Here is a 19,475-nt window from a genome sequence, read left to right on the forward strand (position 1 = left end):
TATCGATGAAGAAGTGGCTCTGCATCATCTGCGGCCTGATCTACGACGAGGCCGAGGGCTGGCCGAGCGACGGCATCGCCCCCGGCACCCGCTGGGAGGACGTCCCCGAGGACTGGCTGTGCCCCGACTGCGGCGTGGGCAAGGCGGATTTCGAGATGATCGAGATCACCGATGACGCCCCCGCGGCCGCACCGGCATCGACGCCGCTGGCGGACGCCGTGGCGGCGCCGGCTAAGGCGGCCCTCCCGGCCGGCCCGCTGGTGATCATCGGCAGCGGCCATGCTGGATACGGCCTGGCCGAGGCGGTGCGCGCCCGGGACGCCGAGCGCGACATCCACGTAGTCACCGCCGACGACGGCGGCCTGTACTCCAAGCCGGCGCTGTCGAACGCCTTCGCTCTGGGCAAGAACGCCGAGGCGCTGCTCGACGAATCGGCGTTGTCGATCGAGCGCCGCCTGAACATCCGGGTGCATGCCTTCTGCCCGGTGGAGCGCATCGACGCCGAGGCCGGGCGGGTCATCACGCGGCTCGGCGAGCTGGACTATGGCCAGCTGGTGCTGGCCACCGGGGCCAGCCCGATCCGCATCCCGGTGGCGGGCGACGATGAGGCGCTGCTGTCGGTCAACGACCGCGCCGACTATGCCGCCATGCGCCAGCGTCTCGAGGCCGTCGGGCGCAACGCGCGGGTGGTGATCATCGGCGATGGCCTGATCGGCTGCGAGTTCGCCAACGACCTGGCCCAGGCCGGCCACCGGGTCGAGGTGGTGGGCCTGGCCGAGCGCCCGCTGCCGGGCCTGCTGCCCGAGGCGGGCAGCCGGGTGCTGCGCGAGGCGCTCTCCGACCTCGGGGTGGGCTGGCATCTGGAGCGCTCGGTGGCCAGCGTCGCCGCCGAGGAGGACGGCTACCGGCTGACCCTGACCGACGGCCGCGAGCTCGAGGCGGACCTGGTGGTCAGCGCCGTGGGCCTGACGCCCAACACCGCGCTCGCCCGCGCGGCCGGAATCGACTGTGGTCGCGGCATCCGGGTCGACGACCATCTCGCGACCACGCTCCCGGGCATCTATGCCCTGGGCGATGCCGTGGAGATCGACGGCCGGCTGCTGCCCTACCTGGCGCCGATCAACGCCGGCCTGCGCGCCCTGGCGGCGACCCTCACGGGCACCCCGACCCCGGTCAGCTACCCGGTGATGCCGGTGATGGTCAAGACGCCGGCGGCGCCGGTCTGCGTGGTGGTGCCCTCCGGTGAGGCGCACTGGCGCGTCACGGAGACGGCCGATGGCATCGAGGCCGGTGCCTATGATGCCGGCGGCCGGCTGCTGGGCTTCGCTCTGGTGGGGGAGGCGGCCATGGCGCGGCGCAGCGAGTGGGTAAAGGCCTGCGGCCAGTCCCACGCCGCCTGAGAGTCCCCCTACTAAAAACGAGCACGCCCTAGGTGGCGCCGTCTGCGGCGCCATCCTCATCCCTGATAACACCGGTAGACGGTGACGACGTCGCGCCCTGCGCGGGAGTCCCAATGACACGATCCATCATTCCCCAGGATGACAAGTGCAACGGCTGGTACCAGTTATTGTCCGATCCGGCTCCGCCGAACCGCCTCAATACGCACACCGATGCCGATTGGCTGGTGATCGGCGCCGGCTTCACTGGCCTGGCCGCGGCCCGGCGTGTTGCCGAGCTTCGCCCTGGCGAACGCGTGGTGCTGCTCGAGGCTTTGCGAATCGGGCAGGGCGCCTCCGGGCGCAATACCGGCTTCGTCATCGACCTGCCTCACAAGCGCGATCTCGAGGGCGACGACCTGGCCCGAAAGCAGAAGCTGCTGGCGCTGAACCGTGGGGCGGTGGATGATCTCGAAACGCTTGTCCAGCGCCACGGCATTGACTGTGGCTGGTCGCGCGCCGGCAAGTACCAGGGCGCCGTGGGCGAGCGAGGGCTCAAGTACCTCGACCACTACGAGCGGCTTCTCAAGGAGTTCGATTATCCCTATCGGCGCCTGGAGTGCGAGGACCTGTCACCGATCCTCGGCACCCGACACTATGCGGCGGCCATCTATACCGCCAACACCGCCTTGATGCAGCCCGCTGCCCTGGTGCGCGGCCTGGGCGAGACGCTGCCGGACAACGTCGATCTCTACGAGCATACGCCGGTGGTGAACCTGACCCGCCTGGACGGCCAGTGGTGCGCCACGACGCCGGAAGGCGAGGTGCGCGCGACCAATCTGCTGCTGGGCTCCAACATCTACTCCCGGGAGTTCGGCTTCCTCAGGCATCGCATGTTGCCGGTGATGACCTTCGCCAGCATGACCCGGACACTGACCGACGAGGAGATGGGGCCGTTCTCCGCGGCACCCCATCACTTCGGGCTGACCCCCGCCGATCATGCCGGCACCACGGTGCGCCTGACCCCCGATCGGCGGCTGATCATTCGCAACCAGTATCGCTTCGTGCCGCGCTATCACGACGACCTCTCCGAGCGTACCCGCATCCGCCAGGGGCATCGCGAGTCCTTCGAGGCCCGCTATCCCGAGCTCGCCCAGGTGCCCTTCGAGGCGACCTGGGGCGGCGCCTGCGGGCTGTCGCGCAATTACACGGCGTTCTTCGGCAGGGTCGGCGACAACGCCTGGATGTCCGGTGTTCACCAGAGCGTCGGAGCGGCCCGGGGCACCATCTCCGGCAAGCTGCTGGCGGAGCTGGCCACCGGTCAGGACTCCCGTCAGCTGGCCGACATGCTGGCGGTCTCCGGCAAGCCGGCGCTCAATCCGCCGGAGCCCTTTTTGAGCCTCGGCGTGAAGACGCGCATGAGGCAGGCTGCCTGGGCCAGCCGCAGCGAACTCTAAGGACACCTACCACCATGAGCGATACACCCATTCGTGCCATCAAGTTCGACCATCGCGATACCGCCTTCCGCCATCGCGGCGGGCCGCCTGGCCACGCCGAGATCGGCCGCACCGTGGACACGGCCCTGAGCGAGACGATGGGCGCTGGCTTCGCCCGCTGGGAGGGCGCCGAAGTCGCCTGGACGGTGCTCTATGATGAGGTGATCTTCGTCATCGAAGGCGAACTCGAGGTCACCGCCGCCGGCGAAACCCATCGCATCGCGCCCGGCCAGATGCTGTGGATCCCCGAGGGCACCGAGCTGGTCTACGGTGGCCAGGCGCTGTTCGGCTATGCCCTGTATCCGGGCAACTGGAAGGCCTTGCACGGCATGGATTGACGTCGGGCGTCAGACGGCCAGTCGGATGGCCGGGCGTCGTGTGGCCCGGTAAAGGCCGCCCATCACCAGGACGCAGCCGGTGACGAACCAGGGAATCGCTTCCAGCGAAGAGTGGTCGGCCAGGATGCCGGCCAGGGTCGGCAGGCTAGTGGCGCCGACCCCGGCGGCGGCGATCTGCATGCCCATGGCGTTGCCGAGGTGTTCCGGGCCGACCCGCTGCCGGGTACCCGAGACCATGCCGGGGAAGATGGGCGCGAAGGCGAAACCAATGAGGCCGATGACAATCAGCCCCCGCCCATCGACCGGGTTCCAGGCCAGGAGGAGGGAGCTCGCCAGCGCCAGCCAGAGGCTGGCCAGGACCAGCCGATGATGCCCCAGCCGGTTGGCGAAGACGCCGGCCATGACCCGGCCGAGGGTGAACATGCCCCAGTAGATCCCGACCCAGAGGCCGGCGCTGGCCGCGCCGATGCCGCGGGATTCGGTCAACAGCGAATAGGCCCAGAGGCCCAGTGTCAGCTCCAGGCCGGAGTAGACGAAGAAGAGTCCGGTGCCGATCCACACCGGGAGGCTGGCGAGGGACGCCCGGAGGTGGGTCTGGTGCGGTTGGGCCGTGATCGCCTCGGGGTGGGTGGCGGTGACATGGCCGGCGTCGTCGGTCAGGGAAGGCTCCGCCGGGACGGCGTTCGGGGCCGCGGGAGGGGCTTCCCAGAGTCGGGCGGTCAGCAAGAAACCGACGCCGAGGGCGAGTTGGGCCGCTCCCACGACCCAGTAGCCGGCTCGCCAGCCGTCGGTGATGTTCAGGCCGGCGGTCATGATCAGCGGGCCCAGGGTGACGCCGATGCCGAAGCTGGCATGCAGCCACTGCATCAGGCGTTCGCTGTGGTGGGTGGCGACATAGGTGTTCAGGCCGGCATCGATGGCGCCGGCCCCGAGGCCGATGCCCATGCCGATGGAGATCACCATCCACCAGGACGGGACCAGGGTGAGCCCCAGCAGGGACAGGCCGGTGGCCGCGCAACTGAAGGCGAGCAGACGCCCGATCCCCAGGTGTCGGCCGATGGCGCCGCTGAAGAAGCTGCTGAGCATGTAGCCGCTCGTGATCGCGACCAGCAGCATGCCCAAGGCGTCCAATGGCTGGTGGAAACCGGCGCGCATCGAGGGCCAGGCGACGCCCAGCAGGCCGTCCGGCAGACCCAGCGACACGAAGGCGATGAAGGCGAGGGCGATCGGGACGAGGCGACGTGGGTCGGTCATGCATGATCCTTTGCAGGGACCTGTCCTCAAGCGAAAGAACCCGGCGAGGGAGGAGCGCTCGAAGGAGTGGCAGGTTAGGAAAGCGGCCATTCTTCCTGACTAGTTCCGAGGCTATCAAGCCTCGGCCGTCGGTTACCACCCTGGCCCCGGCGGCCGATCGTGCCATGCCTTCAGTACGGGCAGGCGAGGCAATAGCTTAGACCCCCTCCCGCCATGGCCGGCTGGTGACCGGCACGTCGCGGAACACCCGCGGGGCGACGAAATGCCCCTGCTCGGGCAGTCGGATGGCCGGCGCCGTGGGGATGAGTCCCTCGATCTCGGCCGCCACCAGAAGGCCTGGCACCCGATCGCATTGGGCGGCGTTGACGAGCGGGCCCAGGCCGGTGGCCGGGTCCAGCGGGTCGCCGGGGATTCGCTCGGGGTCGGCGTCATCCAGACGGGCGTCGAGGGCCTCGTGTACCAGCAGCCGGGAGGTGGCCGAGCAGATCTGGCCGGCGTTGAAGCAGAATCAGGCCATCACCTGCTCGCTGGCCAGGTCGAGGTCGGCCTCCTCGCCCAGATGGGGCACCCCGTGCAGTGGGCCCTGGCCGCGGCCGAGGGTGCGCTGATTGACGCTGCAGATCACAGCTAGACCTCCGCCCACATGCGTAGCAGGTTGGCCAGGCTCTTGGACAGCATGTCGAAGGTGCGGGTCTTGCCGTTGGCCTCGAATTCCTGGCGCCGGGTGGTATCCAGGTCGAAGAGAATTTCCCGCTGCTGCGGGTCACGCACCTGGCTCTGCGCCCAGCCCACGGCGGCCAGCCGCTCGCCTCCGGTGACGGGCTCGACCCGATGCAGGGTGGACGAGGGATAGAGGATCAGGGCGCCGGCGGGCAGCTTGTAGGTCTGCTCCCCGGCGGTGGAGTCGATCAGCAATTCGCCGCCCTCGTAGCTGTCCGGGTCGTTGAGAAAGAGCGTGAACGACAGGTCGGTGCGCATGGCGCCCTGGGGAGTGGCCATGACCGCATCATCGACATGGTTGCCGTAGCTCATGCCCTCCTGGTAGCGGCTGAACATCAGCGGCTTCATGCGGCGCGGGCGGGCAGCCATCAGGAACAGCGGGTGGCGTTGCAGTGCCGAGGCCAGTTCCTCCCGCAGGGCGACCACCTCGGGTTGTCGGCCGTCGGCCTGCTCGTTCTGCTTGACGGTGCGGGCATGCCAGCCGGCGGTTTCCCGGCCATCCCGAAAGACGCTGTCGGCCAGGGTGGCCTGTACCCGCCCGAGCAGCTCCGGCGAAATGACCTGGTCGATACAAAGGATCACGGTAGGCGCTCCAGTCGAGAAAACGACTGCCAATTATAAACGGCTGTGAATGGTTTGCATTAAACTTTCGCAGCCGGCAATCTATGCCGTTGACCGAGTCGGCCAGTGTGGCCGAGCGCCCTGGCAACCCCGTAAATAAGGAAGACTGCATGTCTAACAATACTCGCACCAAGCTCTGGGTCGGTGTCGGCGCCTCCGTTCTGCTGGGCACCAGCGCGGCCAGCTGGGCCGAGGCCGATGCACCGGCCGACTACCCCCAGGGATCCGACAGTCTGCTGCTGGCCAGCGCCGACCATGGCGGTGAAGGTGGCGAAGGCGCCGAGGGCGGCGAAGCCGGCCACTATCCCGAAGGTGGCGAAGGTGGCGAAGGTGGCGAAGGTGGTGAAGGTGGTGAAGGTGGTGAAGGCGCCGAGGGCGGTGAAGCCGGCCACCATCACGAAGGCGGTGAAGGTGGCGAGGGCGGTGAAGCCGGCCACCACGAAGGTGGCGAGGGCGGTGAAGCCGGCCATCACCACGAAGGCGGTGAAGGCGGTGAAGGCGGTGAAGGCGGTGAAGGTGGCGAAGGCAGCGCCGCGGCCGATCCCTTCGCGGTATTCGCCTACCTGAATGCCTCCGCCGGCGGTGAAGGCGGTGAAGGCGGTGAAGGTGGTGAAGGTGGTGAAGCCGGCCATGCCATCGACGCCAGCAACCCCGGTGTCTACTACACCAACCTGGCCATGATGAAGGGCCACCTGGCCATCGCCCGCGAGCTGTACCAGCAGGGGGCCCAGACCGCCTCCCAACCGCACTTCGGCCATCCCCTCCATGAGCACTACGAGCCCCTGGAGACGGCCTTCGAGACCCGCGGCGTTGCGCCGTTCGAGGATACCCTCCAGGCCCTGGTCGATGAGGCCCGCGAGGGCGGCGAGTGGGGGGAGCATGCCGATGCCTACCAGGCCGCCGTGGCCGCCATCGACACCGCCATGCAGGACGTCGATGGCGAGCTGCGCGACGACGTGGCCTTCCAGAGCCGCGTCCAGCTGGCCCTGCTGCGCCAGGCGGTGCACGAGTACGAGGAAGCCGTGGATGACGGCCAGTTCGTCAACGTGCCGGAGTACCAGGATGGGCGTGGCTTCATGCTGACCGCCAAGGCGCTACTCGAGCAGCAGGCCGAACTCTACCAGGCCAGCGACGAGGCGGCCTACGAGGAGCTGATGGCGGCCTATGACCAGGCGATGGCGGCCTGGCCCTCCGCCGAGGCGCCCCAGACCCCGGTGATGAGCTACGGTGAGCTGTCGTCCAGCACCTTCAAGCTGGAATCGCTGCTCGGCCGCTACTGAGCCATTGGCGCCGCGAGCGGCGCCGAAGCGGGCACTACCCGCGTCGACAGGCCCGATCCGGATGCCCTCCGGGTCGGGCCTGTTCGTTGCCGCCTCGTTGTCAGCCCCATGCGAACGCCGGGCAAGCATGGCCCCCAGGGATGGGGGCAGGGGAGGCTCGTTGAAGAGGCAGAAACAGGGAACCAGGGCCATGAAGCCGCGCCAAAGATGCCAAAGGCGGCATGATCAGAACCTGGCGGGCAGGCCGATCCGGCGTCCGGCGAGCTCCGGCCAGGCGTCGTGGGCGGTGCTCGATAGCTCGCCGATGGCCGCGTCGACGGGCACGGGGAAGGGCGCGGGCCGCCCGGTGTCGGTGTCGATGCCCATCAGCATCTGCTCGCTGGTGGCCAGCAGGGTGCCCTCGGCGTCACGCATCTCGAAGAAGACGTGCAGGCGCTTGGCATCGCGGTCCAGCACCGTCGCCTCGATCGCCAGCGGCTGGCCCTCATGGGCCTCGCGGCGGTAGCAGAGATGTGTCTCCAGGGTAAAGATGGTGTAGCCGTGGCGGCGCCGGCCGGTCTCGTCGAGACCGATGGCGTCCATCAGCGCCTCCACTCCCAACGAGAACACCCGGGCGTATTCGGCATCGTTCATATGGCCGTTGTAGTCGACCCACTCCGGGGCGACGCGCGTCTCGAGTAGAACCATCAGGTGCGCTCCTCGAGGCCCTTGGTCTCGGGCCAGTGCTTGTGGGCCCGGTCGAACCGTTCGACCAGGGAGACATCGCGGCCGTGGTCCGGCCTGGCCACCGGGTGATCGGCGCAGGGCGAGCAGATCATCGGCCATGTCGTCGGCCAGCTGCCGAAGCGACTCGGGATCGATGCCTCGCTCGGCGTAGGTGCGCAGGCCGATGATGTTGGCCTGCAGGCGCCGGGCCAGTCGTGCCGGGTCGGTCTCGGGGGGCAGTTCACCACATTCCCGGTCCCCGGTGAAGGCCGTTTCGAAGCGCCGTTCGAGCTCGTCGAGCAGGCGATCGGTGAAGGCCCGGGTCTCGGCGTGGCGGGCAGCGAGTTCCAGCAGGGTCTTGACCGGCAGACAGGCGCGTAGCGGGTGAGGAAGGGCCAGGGGCCGTGCGGCGGCCCCGGGGCCGCCGCGTGGGGCATCGTCTCAGGCGCAGCTATCCGCCGCGCCGGCGCCGAACATGCTGAACAGCAGTTCGCGGCCGAGGTCGGTGAGCACCAGGCGCTGCTGGTCGTTGCAGGTAGCGGCGCCGCTGCCTTCCAGGATGCGCCGGTAGCGGGGCCAGTCCCCGTCGGCGGCTTCCAGATGCTGGAGCGCCCGGGCGTCGAGGCCCCGGTCGGGGATCGAGACGGTTTCCAGGACGTGGCCCTCGCGGTAGAGCAGGGCGGCCATGTCGCAGAGGCACTGACGCAGGCTGCGCTGCGGGGTGGCCACGGGGGATGAGGTGTTCATGGGCGCTGTTGCCCTCCTCGCGGTCGCCAATGTTGCAGCGCATTATACCGGTGGTCGGGGGTTAGACCAAGGTCGAACCCGCTTTGCCCTGTCCTCCGGGCCCAATGCAAGACGCCCCGGCCATGGCGGGCCGGGGCGTCAGGGGCGGGTGACGGCCGGATCAGCTGTCCACGCGGCCCAGCAGCAGGAATTCCAGCAGGGCCTTCTGGGCATGCAGCCGGTTGCCGGCCTCCTGCCAGACCACGGCGCGCGGGTCGTCGAGCAGGGTCTCGCTGATCTCCTCGCCGCGGTGGGCCGGCAGGCAATGCAGGAAGATCACGTCGTCGGCGGCGCGGTCGAGCAGCGCCTCGCTGACCTGGAAGCCGGCGAAGTCCGCCTCGCGCCTGGCCTGTTCCTCTTCCTGGCCCATGGAGGCCCAGACATCGGTGGTGACCAGGTCGGCATCGACCACCGCCTGCTGGGGATCGTGCAACAGGGTGACCCGGTCGCCGGCGGCGTCGAGGATATCCTGACGCGGCTCGTAGCCCTCGGGGCAGCAGATGCGCAGCTGGAAATCGAACTGGCGGGCGGCGTTGATCCAGGAGTGGCACATGTTGTTGCCGTCGCCGATCCACACCGCGGTGCGGCCCCGGACGCTGCCGCGCAGCTCGGTCCAGGTCATGACGTCGGCGAGCAGCTGGCAGGGGTGGTAGTCGTCGGTGAGGGCGTTGATCACCGGGACCTCGCTGGCGGCCGCATAGGTCTCCAGGCCCTGGTGGGAGAAGGTGCGGATCATCACCGCGTCGACCATCTCGGCGAGCACCCGGGCGGTGTCGGCGATGGGCTCGCCGCGACCGAGCTGGGTGTCACGGGGCGACAGGAAGAGCGCATGGCCGCCGAACTGCGCCATGGCGGTCTCGAAGGAGACCCGGGTGCGCGTCGAGGACTTCTCGAAGATCATCGCCAGGGTGCGGTTGGCGAACGGCGTATAGGTCGGGCCGTGGGTCTTCAGGCCGTTCTTGATCGCGATGCCTCGCTGGATCAGGTGGCGAAGTTCATCCGGACTCAGGTCGAGCAGGGTCAAGAAATGGCGGGTCGCCATGGCGTCACTCCACGGGGAAAAAACGACCATCCTAGCCAGCTACGGGGGGATGCGCAATGCGCCCGGCATCCGTACAATGGGCCTATCATCAAGGCCGACCAACGCACTCGGGTATTGCCCGGCAGCGCCCTGGTCACCACGCGATCCAGAGGGAGTGCACATGAGTAACACCGTCGAGAACATCCAGCGCCAGATCAGCGAGAACCCGATCCTGATCTACATGAAGGGCACCCCCCAGCTGCCCCAGTGCGGTTTCTCCGCCCAGACCGTCCAGGCCCTGATGGCCTGCGGCGAGCGCTTCGCCTTCGTCAACGTGCTGGACAACCCGGACATCCGCGCCGAGCTGCCCAAGGTGGCCAACTGGCCGACCTTCCCGCAGCTGTGGGTCGAGGGCGAGCTGGTCGGTGGCTGCGACATCGTCGTCGAGATGTACCAGAACGGCGAGCTGGAGACCCTGATCAAGGATACCGCCGCCAAGCACCAGGACGATCAGCCGCAGGGCTGAAGCCTGACCGGGCTGCGCCCGGAGCGGTAAGTCTTAAGCTTGAAGCGGTAAGAAAACCCTCCGAGGTGATGCCTCGGAGGGTTTGTTGTTTGAGGGGAGAGGGTCGATATACGGCGTTTCCAGCTTCGAGCTTCCAGCTTACGTCTCTTCGATGCCCTGTTCGCGCTGCGCCAGCCGCCAGCCGCCCAGGTCCTTGTAGCGGTTGACCATGGCGCAGAACAGCTCGGCGGTACGCTCGGTGTCGTAGCGGGCCGAGTGGGCCGCGGTGTTGTCGAACTCGATGCCCGCGGCCCGGCAGGCCCGGGCCAGCACGGTCTGGCCATAGACCAGGCCGGCGAGCGAGGCGGTGTCGAAGCTCGAGAAGGGATGGAAGGGATTGCGCTTGATGCCGCAGCGCTCTACCGCGGCATTCAGGAAGCCGTGGTCGAAGGCGGCGTTGTGGCCCACCAGCACCGCTCGCGTGCAGCCGTTGGCCTTGATCGCCTTGCGTACCGGACGGAACACCTCGCCCAGCGCCTCGGCCTCGCTGACCGCCACCTGCCGACGCAGGGGGTCGTCGAGGCGGATGCCGGTGAAGTCCAGCGCAGACTGCTCGATGTTGGCCCCCTCGAAGGGCGTGACATGACAGGCATAGGTGGCATCCGGCATGAGGTTGCCTTCGGGGTCCATGGTCAGGGTCACGGCGGCGATCTCCAGCAGGGCATCGCGCTGGGGATTGAAGCCGCCGGTCTCCAGGTCCACCACCACGGGCAAAAAGCTGCGGAATCGCTGTGCCATGAGTTCACGGGCGACCACCTCGCTCATGCACCTCTCCTTGTTGGGCCGATGGAATATCTCGAAACGCGAGAGTCTACCAGCTCGGGCCCGGGGCGTCCCGTCGCCGGTATTCGCGGTGGGCCTGGCGCGCTATAATCGGGCCTTTACGTCGTTCACCTAGAAGGAGCCCCAGCATGTCCGATGTCAAGAAGGTCGTGCTCGCCTATTCCGGCGGCCTGGACACATCCGTCATCGTCAAATGGTTGCAGGAAACCTACGACTGCGAAGTGGTGACCTTCACCGCCGACATCGGCCAGGGCGAGGAAGTCGAGCCGGCTCGTGCCAAGGCCGAGGCCCTGGGCGTCAAGGAGATCTACATCGAGGATCTGCGCGAGGAGTTCGCCCGCGACTACGTCTACCCGATGTTCCGCGCCAACACCATCTACGAGGGCGAGTACCTGCTCGGTACCTCCATCGCGCGGCCGCTGATCGCCAAGCGCCTGATCGAGATCGCCAACCAGACCGGCGCCGACGCCATCTCCCACGGCGCCACCGGCAAGGGCAACGACCAGGTACGCTTCGAGCTGGGCGCCTACGCGCTGAAGCCGGGCGTCAAGGTGATCGCGCCGTGGCGGGAGTGGGACCTGAACTCCCGCGAGAAGCTGATGGCCTACTGCCAGCAGCACGATATCCCGGTGGACTTCACCAGCCAGAAGAAGAAGTCGCCGTACTCCATGGACGCCAACCTGCTGCACATCTCCTACGAGGGCGGCAACCTCGAGGACCCCTGGACCGAGGCCGAGGAAGACATGTGGCGCTGGAGCGTCTCCCCGGAGGCCGCCCCGGACACCCCCACCTACGTCGAGCTGACCTACGACCAGGGTGACATCGTGGCCATCGACGGCGTGCCGATGCGGCCCCACGAGGTGATCTCCAAGCTCAACCAGCTGGGCGGCGACAACGGCATCGGCCGTCTCGACATCGTCGAGAACCGCTATGTGGGCATGAAGTCCCGCGGCTGCTACGAGACGCCGGGGGGCACCATCATGCTGCGCGCCCACCGTGCCATCGAGTCCCTGACCCTGGACCGCGAGGAGGCCCACCTCAAGGACCAGCTGATGCCCAAGTACGCCGAGGTGATCTACAACGGCTACTGGTGGAGCCCGGAGCGTCGCGCCCTGCAGGCCGCCATCGACGAGACCCAGAAGAACGTCTCCGGGGTGGTGCGCATGAAGCTTTACAAGGGCAACGCCAGCGTGGCCGGCCGCAAGTCCGATGCCTCGCTGTTCGACGAGTCCATCGCCACCTTCGAGGACGATGCCGGCGCCTACGACCAGAAGGATGCCGAGGGCTTCATCAAGCTCAACGCCCTGCGGCTGCGCATCGCGGCGGGCAAGGGTCGCCAGCAGGACTGATTGCCGGGGCGCCGGCCCGGCCGGCGCCCTTGGCTCGGGAGGGCCCACGATGTTCAAGAAGCTGCTATCCGGCCTGTTCGGCCAGGGCGAGGCGGCCGCCGCCGCCGAGGGCGAGCCGGTGGCCTACAAGGGCTATCTGATCGTTCCCCAGGCCGAGGACATGGGCGGCCAGTTCCGCGTCAGCGGCTGGATCCGCAAGCCCCGGGGCGACGACGGCGAGATGCTCGAGCATCGCTTCGAGCGCTCCGACGTGGTCGCCGGCCGCGAGGCCTGCGATACCCTGATGGTCAGCAAGGCGGAGCGGTTCATCGACGAGATGGGCGACGCCCTCTTCGACGAGCACTGAGCTCCTCGGCCAGACCGGACCAGATCAAGAGGGACCGACCGACGGCGCCTGCGTGGCGCCGTTGCTGTTGGCGGCGCCCCTGGGCCGGGGAGCGTCCCGGCGGGGCTGCTACCCTGAAGCGGAATGCTTGCCGGAGTCCCCATGCGCCTGCTCCACCGTGCCTCCCCCTGGCGGGGCCTGCTTGCCGGCCAGGCGGCCCCGCTCGATGACCGCCTGACGGCGTTGCTGGCCCCGCTGCGCGACTCCCTGGCCCGGCTCGGGCCCGAGCCCACGCTGGCCGCGTCCCATACCTGGCAGGCCGAGCTGGTGGATGCCCTGTCCCGGCTGGAGCTGCCGGCCTGGCGGATCGCCCAGCTGATCAGCGACCACAACGATGGCCTCTATCGCCATGCCATCGAGCTCGCCCTCAACGAGATGCGAGGCCAGGGCTGGGGGGAGCCCCCGGTGGCCTTCTGCGTGCTGACCCTGGGCTCGGCGGCGCGCCACGAGAGCCTGCTGCGGCCCGACCAGGACAACGCCATGTTGATCGCCGACTATGCGGATGCCCGCCATGGCGAGATCGACGCCTTCTTCCAGTCCCTGGGCGAGCGCTTCACCTCGCGGCTCGATGCCGCGGGGATCCCGCTGTGCCCGGGGCATGTGATGGCCCGCTGGCCGATGTGGCGCAAGCGCCTGGGGGAGTGGGATGCCCAGCTCGCCATCTGGACCGCCGAGCGCCGGGTCAAGCGGGTGCAGCAGGCCAATATCCTGCTCGACTTCCATCCGGTCTATGGCGCGACGGCGCTGGCCGAGGCGCTGGCCGACAGCGTCGCCCGGCACGTGCCGGCGGCGTCGCTGTTCCTCGACGAGATGGCCGCGCTGCTCGACGAGTCGCCGGTGGCGTTGGACCGCTTCGGGCGGCTGGCCGGTGGCGGCAAGGAGGCGCCCCACGATGGGGCCGTGGACCTGAAGCTCGGTGGGCTGATGCCGCTGGTGGGGGCCGTACGCCTGCTGGCGCTGCGCCATGGCCTGCGGGCCGTGGCGACGCGTGATCGCCTCGCCGCCCTGGTGGCCGAGGGCGCGCTCGCCGCCACCGAGGCCGCCGAGGCGATGCGCTCCCTGGGACGTCTCCAGGCGCTGCTGCTGGAGGCCCAGCGCGAGGCGCGCCGCGAGGGACGCGCGGTGGACGGCTGGGTGGGCCTCGACGGCCTGGGCGAGGACCAGCGGCTGATGCTGCGTCACGACCTGGCCGTCATTCGGCGGCTGGTACGGCGGGCGCAGGCGTCGTCGTAGGGCTTTCCTCGGGGGCTTCCGGCAGCTCCATCACCAAGCAGGCGCCGCCCAGTGTCGGTGCGGCCTCGACCCAAAGCCGGCCCCCCAGGTGGGCGACGATGCCCCGACTGATGGGCAGGCCGAGCCCGCTGCCGCGCGGCCGGCCGCGGACGTCGCCGTCGTCCTCGCGCTGGATCTGGTGGAACTTCTCGAACACCCGCTCGCGCTCGGCCTCGGCGATGCCGGGGCCGTTGTCCTCCACGGCGAGGCGGTAGCCGCGCTTGTGGCGGGCCAGCTGCAGGCGCACCCGGGGCGCCTCGTCGGCGGCGAACTTGCCGGCATTGTCGAGCAGGTTGATGATCACCTGCTCGAGACGGTCCGGGTCGCCGATCACCGGCGCGGTCTCGACCTCGATGGCCACCTCCAGGGCCACACCGCGCTCCTCCAGGGGCCGCTGGATCGCCTCCAGGCTGTGGCGGGCCAGGGCGACCAGGTCCAGGCGCTGCGGATGCAGGGTCAGCCGGCCGCTCTCCAGCCGGGCCAGGTCGAGGATCTCCTCGATCAGCCGTGACAGCCTCTGGCTCTCGCGTACCACCACGTCGAGGAAGTGCGCGCGCTTGTCGTCGGGCAGCTCGCGGTTGTCGCGCAGGATCTCGGCGAAGGCGCGGATCGAGGTCAGCGGCGTTCTCAGCTCGTGGCTGACCATGGCCACGAACTCGTCCTTGAGCCGGTCCAGCTCGCGCAGGCGCTCGTTGGCGTCGCGCAGCTCGCGGCCGATGCGCTCGAGCTCCCGGGACTTCTGCTCGAGCCGGCGGTTCATCTCCAGGGTCTCGGAGGTGGTGTCGAGGATGCTGAGGATGGCCTCGAGGTCGAGGGCCTCGCCGCGCACCACCGAATCGATCAACACCCGGGCCGAGGCGTTGCCCAGGGCGCCGGCCAGCGCCTGCTCCGCCCGGGCGATCAGGGCGGCGGGCGCCGGCTGGTCGTCGTCCTCGGCGGTGGTGTCGCCGAAGACCCGGGCCGTGGCGGCGGCCCCCAGGTAGCGGTCGAGCAGGGCCCGCAGCTCCCCGCGCGGGATCTGCCCCTGCCACAGCGAGGCCTGGTCGAGGCGCGGATGCAGGGCCTCGGTGAACAGCGCGGCCTGGGTCTGCTCGAGGGGCGATTGCCGGGCGAACAGCGAGACGCCCACCAGCAGGCCGACGTTGGCGGCCAGGCTCCATAGCAGCGAATGGGTGTAGATGTCCCAGCCCTCGAGGCCGAACAGCGCATAGGGCCGCAGCCAGCCGAGCCCGAAGGGACCCTGGGCCAGGAAGCCGGCATCCAGCCAGCCCGACTGGGCGAATCCCGGAATCAGCAGGGTCCAGGCCCAGACCAGAAAGCCCGCGCTCATGCCCAGCCCGGCGCCCAGCCGGTTGGCGCCGCGCCAGTACATGCCGATCAGCAGCGCCGGGGCGAACTGCGCGGCCGCGGCGAAGGACACCAGGCCGATGGTGACCAGGCTGTAGGCGTCGCCGATCAGCGCGTGGTAGCTGTAGCCCAGCAGCAGGATGCCGAAGATCGCCACCCGGCGGATGCCCAGCACCCAGCCGGCCAGCGCCCCCCGGCTGCTCTGCGGCAGGCGCTTCGAGCGCAGCAGCAGCGGCATCACCAACTGGTTGCTGACCATGGTGGACAGCGCGATGGTCTCGACGATCATCATGCCGGTCGCCGCCGACAGGCCGCCGATGAACACCAGCACCGGCAGGCCCTCGCCGCCCGCGGCCAGGGGCAGGGTCAGCACGAAGCCGTCCGGGTCGCTGCCGGCGTCGCCCAGCAGCCCGGCCAGGGCGATGGGGATCACGAAGAGGTTGATCACCAGCAGGTAGAGGGGAAACAGCCAGGCGGCGCGCTGGATGTGCCGCTCGTCGACGTTCTCCACCACCAGCACCTGGAACTGCCGGGGCAGGGTCAGGAAGGCCAGGAAGGCCAGCACCAGCATGCCGACCCAGCCGAGCGTGCCACCCGGCACCGCCGTCAGGCTCAGCGCCTGCTCGAGGGCCGGGGTGGCGGCCACCCGGGCGAACAGGTCGGCGGGGCCCTGGTAGAGCACGAAGACCGTGAAGACGCCCACCGACAGGAAGGCCGCCAGCTTGACCAGCGACTCGAAGGCGATGGCGGCGACCATGCCCTCGTGGCGCTCGCTGGCATCCAGGTGCCGGGTGCCGAAGAGGATGATGAATACCGCCAGCACCAGGGCGACCCAGAACGACTTGTCGGCCAGGAAGCTCGCCTCGTCGAGGCGCCGGGCGGTTTCCTGGGGATAGTCGACCAGGGTGGCGTAGCTCAGGGTGATGGCCTTGAGCTGCAGGGCGATGTAGGGGGTGATGCCGATCAGCGCGATCAGCGCCACCAGGGCGCCCAGCCCGGCGCTCTTGCCATAGCGGGCGCTGATGAAGTCGGCGATGGAGGTGATGCGCTGGGCGCTGGCGATCCTCACCATCTTGCGAATCACGAAGGGCGCCAGCAGCATGGCCAGCGTCGGGCCGAGGTAGATCAGCAGGAAGCTGGGGCCGGTCTGGGCGGCGCGGCCGACGCTGCCGTAGAAGGTCCAGGCGGTGCAGTAGACGGCGATGGACAGCGCATAGACGGTGGGCGAGCCGATCAGCGAGCGGCCCTGTTCGGCGCGCCGGTCGCCCCAGGCGGCGATGACGAAGAGCAGCGCCAGGTAGCCGAAGGCGATGGTCAGTACCGTCAGTTCGTCTCTCATGGGCCCGTCACTCCCCGCGCCCGCCTTCCATCAGCCAGGCCATCAGGCCGATCACCAGTCCCCAGGCGACGAACAGGTAGACCGGCAGCCAGGACGGGCTGCCGCCGGCGCGATCGGCCACCAGCAACAGCGGCGGGGTGAACAGGGCCGTGGCCAGCACGACCAGGGCGATGAGACGTTCCTTGCGGCGCGGCGAGATCATGAGGCGCTGGCATCCTCCCGGTCGAAGGCGCTGGCCTGCAGGGCCAGCAGCGCCTCCAGGGTCTCGATGCCCCGGGCCTCGAGCCGCGGCAGCAGGGCCAGCCACAGCTCGGCGGTGACCCGGGCATCCCCCAGGGCGGTGTGACGGCTGCCCGGCGGGAAGCGCAGGTCGTAGCGCTCGGCCAGGGAGTCGAGGTCGTGGCCGTCGAGGCCGGCGTCCAGCGCCCGGGAGATCAGCAGGGTGTCGAGCACCGGCATGTCGAAGGTCACCCCGCCATCGGGCGGCTGGATGGCCAGCAGGTCGAAGGCCGCGTTGTGGGCGAGGATGATCGCCTCGCCGATATAGTCGCGGAAGCGCGGCAGGGCCACGGCGGGGGGCGGTGCGCCGGCCACGTCCTCGTCGCTGAGGCCGTGGATGGCGGTACTGGCCGGCGGGATGGGCCGGCCCGGGTCGACGCGGATATCGAAGGTCTCGCTGGCCAGCAGCCGGGCGTTGACGATGCGGCAGGCCCCGATGCTGATCACCCGGTCACCGCGGCGCAGCTCCAGCCCGGTGGTCTCGGTATCGAAGGCGACGATCTCCAGGGCGCGCAGGGGGCAGGCGGCGAGCTCGGCCTCCGGCGCCGGCAGCTCGGCGATGCCGAAGTCGTGGAACTCGGGGCGTGGCGGGGTGCGCGGGCGGGGCGCCCCGACCCGCTCCAGGGCCGGCAGCGGCAGGCGCAACCGGGCATGCTCGCCATCCGGGTCCGCCAGGCTCCAGGCATCGCTGTCGTGCTGGCGGAGCACCTCGCCGACCGTCGGCGTCATCGGCAGGCTCTCCAGCCGCCACTGCCGCCAGGCATCGATGCGCTGCTCGGGCAGTGGTGCGCCGCGCCAGCGCAGGTCCAGGTAGACGCGGCGGTTGCCCAGGCACACCTCGCCGTCGAAGGCCGTCTGGCCGGTATGCTCGGCGAGGCGTTCCAGCAGGGCGGTCAGCACCACCAGCAGCGCCGGGGCATCGCCCTTCAACCAGGCCGGCATGCCCACCGGCGTGACGCGCGGCGCCGTGTCGGGGAGGCGTTCGGCGAGGGCGGCCCAGAGATCGTTGGACCACAGCGGGGCCAGTCGCTCGCCATGGCGCTGCATGTCGTCGACCACCTCGCCCAGGCGGGCGAGGCGGTCGGCCAGGGCCCGGCCCTCCTCGTCGATCACCGCCTCCAGGCGTTGGCGCAGGGCATCGGCGTCGGCGTCCGCTCGCGGCAGCTGGCCCAGGGCATCGGCGGCGGTGCTCAGGCTGGCGCCGTGGCGACGCAGCATGGGCAGCAGCTCGGCGAGCTCCGCCCGGGCGCCCAGCTCGCTGGACCAGGCCGCGGTGGTGTCGGCCAGCGTCAGCAGGGCCTCGCCCTCGCTACCGGGCACCCGTCGCAGGCCCGCGCGCAGCCAGCGCTCGCCGCTGGGCACCAGCAGCTCCCGGGGGCTGCCGTCCTCGGGCAGCTGGCCCAGGGCATCGTGCAGGCTGGCCACCGGCAGCAGGGTCTCCAGGCGCTTGCCCAGTCCCAGCCCCGGGTGATCCTCGAACAGGCGCTCGGCGGCCTGGTTGTAGAGCAGCAGCCGGCGATGCCGGTCGCACAGCAGAAGGGGCGTGTCGAGGACCTGCAGCAGGGCCTCCAGTTCCTGGCGGATGCGGGCGGCACTGCGCGCGCCGTCGGCGTGGGCGGTGGCGAGTCGGCCGCGATCGCTGCGCCAGGCGTCGCGGATGCGTACCAGGTCGGGGCCCAGGCCGCGCAGCCAGCCCTCGGGCGGGTAGTCGTCACGGGCATCGGGGTTGGCCACCATGCGCGCCAGTTGCACCTGCAGGTGGCGCAGTGGGGCAAACAGCTGGCGCTCCAGCAGCAGGCCGACCAGGAAGATGGTGCCGCCGCCGGAGAAACAGCCCAGCCACAGCACCCAGCGGGCCAGCCCTCGAGGCTGGAAGAGGCCATCGAGCCACAGGGCGAAGATGGCCCCGCCCAGCAGGCTGATGCCGCTGAGCAGCAGCCACAGCCCGACCAGGGTCTGGCGGCGGGGGATGCCGGGGTTGCGCCGGGCCATCAGCGGGCCTCGTCGAGCAGCGCCTTGACCTTCTCGACCAGCGCCTGGGTGGAGAAGGGCTTGGTGATGTAGTCATCGGCGCCCAGCGCCAGCCCCTTCTCGCGTTCCACCTCGCGGCCGTGGGCGGTCAGCATGATAATCGGCAGCCGGGCCAGTGCCGGGTCGGCGCGCAGGCGTTCGAGCACGTCGAAGCCGCTGATGCCCGGCAGGCTGATGTCCAGCAGCAGCAGGTCCGGGGGGGCGGCGGCGACGCAGTCCAGCGCGGCCTCGCCGTCGCCGGCGGTGGTCACCTCGAAGCCGGCCTGCTGCATCAGGAATTCGAGTGACAGGACGATGTTGGGCTCGTCGTCCACCACCAGCACCTTGGCCATGGCGCTCTCCTCGTGACGGCTCGTTATATGGCGTTGCGCTCAGGAAGCGCTGATTGATCTCGCGAGCGATGAGAGGCTGGACGCTGCCGGAACGGAAACACCGGAGTTTACATGGCGGTAAATGAGGGTGTTGAGTACCGCCGGCGGCCAGGATATCGAGCGCAGCAATAAATCAGCGTTTCCGTAAGTCTAGTGA

General features: G+C 69.6%; 20 protein-coding genes and 2 pseudogenes. 9 read left to right on the plus strand and 13 right to left on the minus strand.

From position 1 onward, the window contains the following. Positions 1-5: 5 nt before the first annotated feature. The 4 genes and pseudogenes from QWY76_RS20095 to QWY76_RS09550 form a co-directional block, all read left to right on the plus strand. Positions 6-167 (plus strand): annotated as a pseudogene (locus QWY76_RS20095) (rubredoxin); the annotation flags it as partial. After that, a complete protein-coding gene (locus QWY76_RS09540) occupies positions 156-1,400 on the plus strand; it encodes an FAD-dependent oxidoreductase (protein WP_353960401.1) in 1,245 nt (414 codons plus the stop codon). The pseudogene QWY76_RS20095 and the gene QWY76_RS09540, both read left to right, overlap by 12 nt. Positions 1,401-1,513: 113 nt before the next feature. Further along, a complete protein-coding gene (locus QWY76_RS09545; protein ID WP_290310937.1) occupies positions 1,514-2,833 on the plus strand; it encodes an NAD(P)/FAD-dependent oxidoreductase in 1,320 nt (439 codons plus the stop codon). A 14-nt stretch (positions 2,834-2,847) separates the two neighbouring features. Then, the gene (locus QWY76_RS09550) at positions 2,848-3,210 is read left to right on the plus strand and encodes a cupin domain-containing protein (protein WP_290310938.1); all 363 of its coding nucleotides are present in this window, start codon (positions 2,848-2,850) and stop codon (positions 3,208-3,210) included. A 9-nt stretch (positions 3,211-3,219) separates the two neighbouring features. Here QWY76_RS09550 and QWY76_RS09555 read toward each other — a convergent pair whose 3' ends face one another. The 4 genes and pseudogenes from QWY76_RS09555 to QWY76_RS09570 form a co-directional block, all read right to left on the minus strand. Further along, the gene (locus tag QWY76_RS09555; RefSeq protein WP_290310939.1) at positions 3,220-4,464 is read right to left on the minus strand and encodes an MFS transporter; all 1,245 of its coding nucleotides are present in this window, start codon (positions 4,462-4,464) and stop codon (positions 3,220-3,222) included. 196 nt (positions 4,465-4,660) lie between these two features. After that, positions 4,661-4,957, minus strand: a pseudogene (locus QWY76_RS09560) (aldehyde dehydrogenase family protein); the annotation flags it as partial. A gap of 134 nt (positions 4,958-5,091) precedes the next feature. Continuing rightward, positions 5,092-5,766, minus strand: a complete 675-nt coding sequence (locus tag QWY76_RS09565) for a Fe2+-dependent dioxygenase (protein WP_290310940.1) — start codon at positions 5,764-5,766, stop codon at positions 5,092-5,094. Between the two features lie 59 nt (positions 5,767-5,825). Continuing rightward, on the minus strand, positions 5,826-6,437 hold the full coding sequence (locus QWY76_RS09570) for a hypothetical protein (protein ID WP_290310941.1): 612 nt from the start codon (positions 6,435-6,437) through the stop codon (positions 5,826-5,828). Between the two features lie 45 nt (positions 6,438-6,482). Between QWY76_RS09570 and QWY76_RS09575 the strand changes: the two genes are divergently transcribed. Further along, on the plus strand, positions 6,483-7,085 hold the full coding sequence (locus QWY76_RS09575; RefSeq protein ID WP_290310942.1) for a 4-helix bundle domain-containing protein: 603 nt from the start codon (positions 6,483-6,485) through the stop codon (positions 7,083-7,085). A gap of 225 nt (positions 7,086-7,310) precedes the next feature. On the opposite strand, the gene QWY76_RS09580 is transcribed toward QWY76_RS09575, so the two are convergent. The 4 genes from QWY76_RS09580 to argF all read right to left on the minus strand — a co-directional run bounded on the left by QWY76_RS09580 (position 7,311) and on the right by argF (position 9,618). Next, positions 7,311-7,772, minus strand: coding sequence for a thioesterase family protein (locus QWY76_RS09580; protein ID WP_290310943.1), 462 nt, complete (start codon positions 7,770-7,772; stop codon positions 7,311-7,313). Then, positions 7,772-7,903, minus strand: a complete 132-nt coding sequence (locus QWY76_RS09585) for a hypothetical protein (protein WP_290310944.1) — start codon at positions 7,901-7,903, stop codon at positions 7,772-7,774. The genes QWY76_RS09580 and QWY76_RS09585 overlap by 1 nt, the downstream gene beginning before the upstream one ends. 328 nt (positions 7,904-8,231) lie before the next feature. Continuing rightward, complete coding sequence (locus QWY76_RS09590; RefSeq protein ID WP_290310945.1) at positions 8,232-8,537, minus strand: hypothetical protein; 306 nt, start codon at positions 8,535-8,537, stop codon at positions 8,232-8,234. A 160-nt stretch (positions 8,538-8,697) separates the two neighbouring features. Continuing rightward, on the minus strand, positions 8,698-9,618 hold the full coding sequence (gene argF, locus QWY76_RS09595; protein ID WP_290310946.1) for an ornithine carbamoyltransferase: 921 nt from the start codon (positions 9,616-9,618) through the stop codon (positions 8,698-8,700). A 160-nt stretch (positions 9,619-9,778) separates the two neighbouring features. Here argF and QWY76_RS09600 point away from each other — a divergent pair, with 160 nt between their 5' ends. Then, positions 9,779-10,123, plus strand: a complete 345-nt coding sequence (locus QWY76_RS09600) for a Grx4 family monothiol glutaredoxin (protein ID WP_290310947.1) — start codon at positions 9,779-9,781, stop codon at positions 10,121-10,123. Positions 10,124-10,261: 138 nt separating this feature from the next. On the opposite strand, the gene rnt is transcribed toward QWY76_RS09600, so the two are convergent. Then, the gene (rnt, locus tag QWY76_RS09605) at positions 10,262-10,927 is read right to left on the minus strand and encodes a ribonuclease T (RefSeq protein WP_290310948.1); all 666 of its coding nucleotides are present in this window, start codon (positions 10,925-10,927) and stop codon (positions 10,262-10,264) included. 146 nt (positions 10,928-11,073) lie between these two features. Between rnt and QWY76_RS09610 the strand changes: the two genes are divergently transcribed. The 3 genes from QWY76_RS09610 to QWY76_RS09620 all read left to right on the plus strand — a co-directional run bounded on the left by QWY76_RS09610 (position 11,074) and on the right by QWY76_RS09620 (position 13,912). Beyond that, complete coding sequence (locus tag QWY76_RS09610) at positions 11,074-12,294, plus strand: argininosuccinate synthase (RefSeq protein WP_290310949.1); 1,221 nt, start codon at positions 11,074-11,076, stop codon at positions 12,292-12,294. Between the two features lie 49 nt (positions 12,295-12,343). Next, positions 12,344-12,640 (plus strand): HlyU family transcriptional regulator, encoded by a 297-nt coding sequence (locus QWY76_RS09615; protein ID WP_290310950.1) that lies wholly within the window; start codon positions 12,344-12,346, stop codon positions 12,638-12,640. Between the two features lie 141 nt (positions 12,641-12,781). Beyond that, positions 12,782-13,912: a DUF294 nucleotidyltransferase-like domain-containing protein gene (locus tag QWY76_RS09620; protein WP_290310951.1), complete on the plus strand. Its 1,131-nt coding sequence runs from the start codon at positions 12,782-12,784 to the stop codon at positions 13,910-13,912. Here QWY76_RS09620 and QWY76_RS09625 read toward each other — a convergent pair. The 4 genes from QWY76_RS09625 to QWY76_RS09640 are packed head-to-tail and all read right to left on the minus strand — an operon-like array spanning position 13,872 to position 19,279. Beyond that, positions 13,872-16,637, minus strand: a complete 2,766-nt coding sequence (locus tag QWY76_RS09625; protein WP_290310953.1) for a sensor histidine kinase — start codon at positions 16,635-16,637, stop codon at positions 13,872-13,874. The genes QWY76_RS09620 and QWY76_RS09625 overlap by 41 nt on opposite strands. 7 nt (positions 16,638-16,644) lie before the next feature. Then, the gene (locus QWY76_RS09630; protein WP_290310955.1) at positions 16,645-16,839 is read right to left on the minus strand and encodes a hypothetical protein; all 195 of its coding nucleotides are present in this window, start codon (positions 16,837-16,839) and stop codon (positions 16,645-16,647) included. Beyond that, positions 16,836-18,908 carry a 3'-5' exonuclease gene (locus QWY76_RS09635; protein ID WP_290310956.1) on the minus strand — a complete coding sequence of 691 codons (2,073 nt, stop codon included), beginning with the start codon at positions 18,906-18,908 and terminating at the stop codon, positions 16,836-16,838. Before QWY76_RS09635 ends, QWY76_RS09630 begins: the two co-directional genes overlap by 4 nt. Further along, on the minus strand, positions 18,908-19,279 hold the full coding sequence (locus QWY76_RS09640; RefSeq protein WP_290310957.1) for a response regulator transcription factor: 372 nt from the start codon (positions 19,277-19,279) through the stop codon (positions 18,908-18,910). The genes QWY76_RS09635 and QWY76_RS09640 overlap by 1 nt, the downstream gene beginning before the upstream one ends. Between the last annotated feature and the right edge of the window lie 196 nt (positions 19,280-19,475).

It is taken from the genome of Halomonas maura, from assembly GCF_030409305.1.
Taxonomy (GTDB): Bacteria; Pseudomonadota; Gammaproteobacteria; order Pseudomonadales; family Halomonadaceae; genus Halomonas; species Halomonas maura.